Source organism: Kitasatospora sp. MY 5-36 (assembly GCF_001182915.1).
Taxonomy (GTDB): domain Bacteria; phylum Actinomycetota; class Actinomycetes; order Streptomycetales; family Streptomycetaceae; genus Kitasatospora.
In genome coordinates, this window is sequence record NZ_LFVW01000756.1 from 1 (window position 1) to 4388 (window position 4388).

Genomic DNA, 4388 nt, shown 5'->3' on the forward strand with positions numbered 1-4388 from the left:
GGCGACACGGCCTGGGCCGAGGCCGCCGAACGCGCCGTCCGCTGCGACCTGCGGCACGGCCGGCTGGTCGACGACATGCTGCAGACGTACAGCTCGGGCCGGCTGCTGCCGTACCTGGCGGAGGGCTCGGCCGGAGTGGCGCTCGCCGTCCTGGCCCTGCCCGCCGCGCAGGCCGAAGCCCTCGACGCCGAGCGGGTGCTGGAGGCCGCGGCCCGGGCCGGCGCGGTCCGCGTGGTCGTCCAGGGCGGGCTGTTCAACGGCCGCGCCGGGCTCGCCTACACCCTGTTCCAGGTCGCCGCCCGCCTGCCGCGCTGGCGGGCCGAGGCGGAGGAGCAACTCCGGCTGGTGGACCTCCACCTGGCCCCCCATCAGGACGGCAGCGTCCTGCACGGGGACCAGCTGATCCGGCTCTCCACCGACCTGGCCACCGGCTCCGCCGGCGCCCTGCTGGCGCTGGCCGCCGCCAAGAGCCCCGGGCAGTGCCTGCTCCCCGGCGCCCACCCCGTCCACGGGTGGACGCCGGAGCGGGCCGAGCCCGGTACCCCGTCCCGGCGAGACGACGAGGGGAGGTGACTGTGATGGCCAACATCCTGGCGCTTCAGGAGCTCGACGAGGAGATCGTCGTCGACGCCCCGTTCAGTTCGGTCAGCTACTGGAGCTGCTGATCCCGGCAGCCCGGTGCCGTGTACCGGCGAGGCGGTGAGGAGGAGGTGATTGTGATGGCCGACATCCTGGCGCTTCAGGAGCTCGACGAGGAGATCGTCGTCGACGCCCCGTTCAGTTCGGTCAGTGCGTTCAGCTGCTGATGCCCGTGGCCCGGTGCCGCGTTCCGGCGAGACGGCGAGGGGAGGTGATTGTGATGGCCGACATTCTGGCGCTTCAGGAGCTCGACGAGGAGATCGTCGTCGACGCCCCGTTCAGTTCGGTCAGTGTGTTCAGCTGCTGACCCCCTGGGTCCGGCAGTACCGGGTGACAGAGAGGGGAAGGCCGCGGCACATGCGGCCTTCCCCGGCTCTGCATTCTGTTTACCGTTTTGGGGTGAGTTAACCGTGGCCGTGGCATCAGAACCGACTACCCGTCCGAGCGGACCGCTCGGCGCGCTGCGACTGTGCGTCGCCGAGGTACGGGCGTACCCGGGGCGGGTCATAGGTGTCGCGGTCGCCTGCGCGCTCACCGCCACCGGCGTGGGCGCCTGCCTGCTGCTGCTCGCGGCGGTCAGCGGCCCGTCCTACCCGGAGGGTTCGTCCGCCGCGGCGGCGGCCAAGGACGCGCAGAACCTGCTGGGCCTGCTGCTGACGATGCTGCTGATGTCGGCGGTGCTGGTGACGGGGTCGACGGTCGCGCTCTGGACCAACCAGCGGCTCGGGCAGTTCGCCGTGCTGCGCGCCCTCGGGGTGACGGCCGGCCGGCTGCGGGCCCTGGTCGTCGCGGACGTCGCGCTGGTCGCGCTGGCCCCCTCCGCCGTCGCCGCGGTGGCCGGGACGGTCCCGGTGGCCGGGTTCGGCCGGCGCCTGCTGATCGAGCGCGAGCTGTTCCCCGCCGCGGTCGACCTGCCCTCCGCCGGGCAGACCTGGGCGATCGCGGTCGGCGCCTGCCTCGGCACTTGCGCGGTCGCGGTGCTGGCCGCGCTGGCCAGCGTGCTGGCGGCCGGCCGGGTCCAGCCGATCGACCTCCTCAAGGACCAGTCCCTGGCCCTGGCCCCGCCCCGCCGCAACGCCGGCCGGCTGGTGGCGGGCATCGCCATGGTCCTGATGCTCTGCGGGCCGCTCGTGGCCCTGATGGTCGTGATGGACCTGCCGCCGGTGCTCCAGGGCGCGCTGGTGATGGGCCTGGCCACGGCCGTCATCCCCACGCTCGCGGTGCTCGCGCCCTGGTTCGTGCCGCTGCTCGTCGGCCCCTGCTGCGCGGTGCTGCTGCTGCTCGACCGCAAGGCCGGCCGGATCGCCGCCGCGGGGCTGCGGGCCGCGCCCGCCCGGACGGCCGCGATCGCGGTGCCCGTCCTGCTGGCCGTCGGCACCGTGGTCTGCCTGCTCGGTTCGGGAGCCACCATCGGGGCCGCCGTGCAGCAGCAGACCGAGCAGGCGCTGCGGGCCGACGCGGTGGTGACGGCCGAGCCGGGCCACCAGCTGCCCGCCCGGCCCGCCGGCCTGCCCGGCGGGACGGCCGTCGCGCCGATCGCGACCAAGGTGACCGCGCCGCCCAGCTTCTACGACGACAAGCCCAAGCCCACCCGCGCCTGGGGCGTCGACGGGGCGGCCCTGCGGAGCGCCCTGGACCTCGGCGAACAGCAGGGCCGGCTGGACGAGTTGGCTCCCGGCACGTTCGCCGCGGGCAGCACCGAGGCCACCGCGCGCCACTGGAAGCTCGGCCAGGACGTCACCTTCACGCTCGCCGACGGACAGCAGGCGCAGCTGCGGCTCGTCGCCGTCTACCAGCGGGACCTGGCCTTCCCCTCGTACGTCCTCCCCGCCGACCTCGCCCTCGAGCACACCCCGGCCCCGTACGCCGACCGGGTGCTGCTCCGCGGTGACCCGGGCGCCTGGGAGCTCCGGCCCGGCCAGCGGCTCGCCACGCGGGCCGACTACCTGGCCCACCTGCGGCCGCGCAACGTGCAGGACGACATGGCCTCCCGGCTGATCGTCGCCGTGGTGGGCGGGTACGCGCTGCTCGCCCTCGCCAACACCTGCGCCATCGCCCAGCGGGACCGCCGTTCCCAGCGCGCCCACCTGCGGGCCCTCGGCCTCGGCCGCGGGCAGCTGCTGCGCTGCGTGGTGTACGAGGTGCTGGCCTCGGCGCTGGTCGGGACGGTCCTGGCGGTGGCGACGGCCGGGATCTGCCTGGTGCCGCTGGCCCGGGCCGTCGGGCAGGGGGTGCTGCCCGCCCTGGACGTGCCGTGGACGGTCGGCGTCCTGGTCGGGGTGCTGGTCGCCACCGCCGTCCCGGCGGCGCTGGCGGCCCGTCCGCTGCGCGGCATCCGGCGACAGTTCGCGACGGGGTCGGCGTGAGCGCGGCGGCCGCCGGAGGGCTGGGGCGGTCGTTCTGGCTGCTCTACGGCGGCGAGTCCGCCTCGGCCCTGGGCACCGCCGCCTCGGTGATCGCCCTCCCGGTGGTCGCGCTGCGGGCCGGCGGTGACATCCGGCAGGCCGGACTGGCCGGTACGGCGCTCTCCGTCGGGGTGCTGCTGGCCCGGCTGCCGGCCGGCGTCCTCGCCGACCGCCGGGAGCGGCGGACGGTGCTGCTGACCGGCAACGCGGCCGGCGCACTCGTCCTGGCCGCGCTGGCCCTGTCGGCCTCCGGCGGCATGCCGCCGCTGTGGGCGGTGCTGGTCGCCGCCCTGCTGCTCGGCGCGGTGGGCAGCACCCTGGCCCCCGTCGAGAACGTGGTGGTGCGGTGCTTCGTGCGGCCCGAGCACCTTCCCCGCGCGGTCGGCCTGCTGCAGAGCAGGACGGCCGTCGCGGCGATGGCCGGCCCGGTGGCCGGCGGTGCGCTGCTGGCCGTCCACCCGTCCTGGGTGTTCGCCGTCGACGCCGGCAGCTACCTGGCGGCCGTCTGCTGCGTGGCACTGCTGCCGAAGGGGAGGCGGGAGCGCCCCGGGGACGAGCCGGCCGCCCCCGGCGTCCGGGCCGCGCTGGCCGAAGGCGTCCGGTTCATCTGGCGGGTGCCCTTCCTGCGCTACGCGGTGGTCAACGCGGCCGTGCTCAACCTGGTGTTCAACGGGCTGCTGATCGTGGTGGTGGCCTCGGGCGGGGGCGCCGTGCACATCGGGGTGCTGACCGCGGCCCTGGGCACCGGCGGGCTGGCCGGATCGCTGCTCGCACCGGCGCTGGCCCGGCGGCTGCCGCCCGCTCGGGGCATCGCCCTCGGTACGGCCGTGGTCGCGCTCGCCCTGCCCGGCTTCACCCTGGCCCAGGGGCACTGGACGGCGGTCCTTCCGCTGGCCCTCGCCGCGGCCGCCGGGCCGGTGGTCACCGTGCTGATCGCGGTCACCCAGATGGAGGTGACCCCGCCGGGTCTGCAGGGCCGGGTGCACAGCGGCATCGGCTTCCTCGCCCAACTGGTCGCGCCCGCCGGGCCGACCCTCGCGGGCCTGTGCGCCCACGCTTTCGGACTGACCGGCACGGTGGCCGGCGCGGCCGTGGTCGTGGTGGTCCTCGCCGCGGTCGGGCTGGCCGCCACCGCGGGCCGGACCGGTGGTGGGCCCGCCGCCGGTCCGACCGGGGCCGGGGGTGCCCCGGAACGACGGAACGACAACCCCGCGGAGGCCGTCCATGGCTGACCTCGACCACCGGGCCGCGCCCCCCGGGCCGGCGGCGCCGAACCCCGCGCCGGCGGACCCACACCTCACGCCGGCGGACCCGTACCGCTGGCTGGAGGAGGCGGACACCCCG

The 4388-nt window shown here is 76.3% G+C and carries 5 protein-coding genes and 1 pseudogene; all 6 read left to right on the top strand.

Annotation, left to right across the window (positions count from 1 at the left end):
- Positions 1-573 (top strand): annotated as a pseudogene (locus AE652_RS35285) (lantipeptide synthetase); the annotation flags it as partial.
- 2 nt (positions 574-575) lie between these two features.
- Positions 576-665, top strand: a complete 90-nt coding sequence (locus tag AE652_RS47570) for a class III lanthipeptide (RefSeq protein WP_199823193.1) — start codon at positions 576-578, stop codon at positions 663-665.
- A 45-nt stretch (positions 666-710) separates the two neighbouring features.
- Entirely contained in the window at positions 711-806 is a 96-nt protein-coding gene (locus AE652_RS47575) for a class III lanthipeptide (RefSeq protein WP_199823194.1), read from the top strand.
- A gap of 50 nt (positions 807-856) precedes the next feature.
- Positions 857-946 (top strand): class III lanthipeptide, encoded by a 90-nt coding sequence (locus AE652_RS47580; protein WP_199823195.1) that lies wholly within the window; start codon positions 857-859, stop codon positions 944-946.
- 103 nt (positions 947-1049) lie between these two features.
- Positions 1050-3005, top strand: coding sequence for an FtsX-like permease family protein (locus tag AE652_RS35290; RefSeq protein ID WP_159028647.1), 1956 nt, complete (start codon positions 1050-1052; stop codon positions 3003-3005).
- The gene (locus AE652_RS35295; protein ID WP_049659081.1) at positions 3002-4276 is read left to right on the top strand and encodes an MFS transporter; all 1275 of its coding nucleotides are present in this window, start codon (positions 3002-3004) and stop codon (positions 4274-4276) included. The genes AE652_RS35290 and AE652_RS35295 overlap by 4 nt, the downstream gene beginning before the upstream one ends.
- Positions 4277-4388 lie beyond the last annotated feature (112 nt).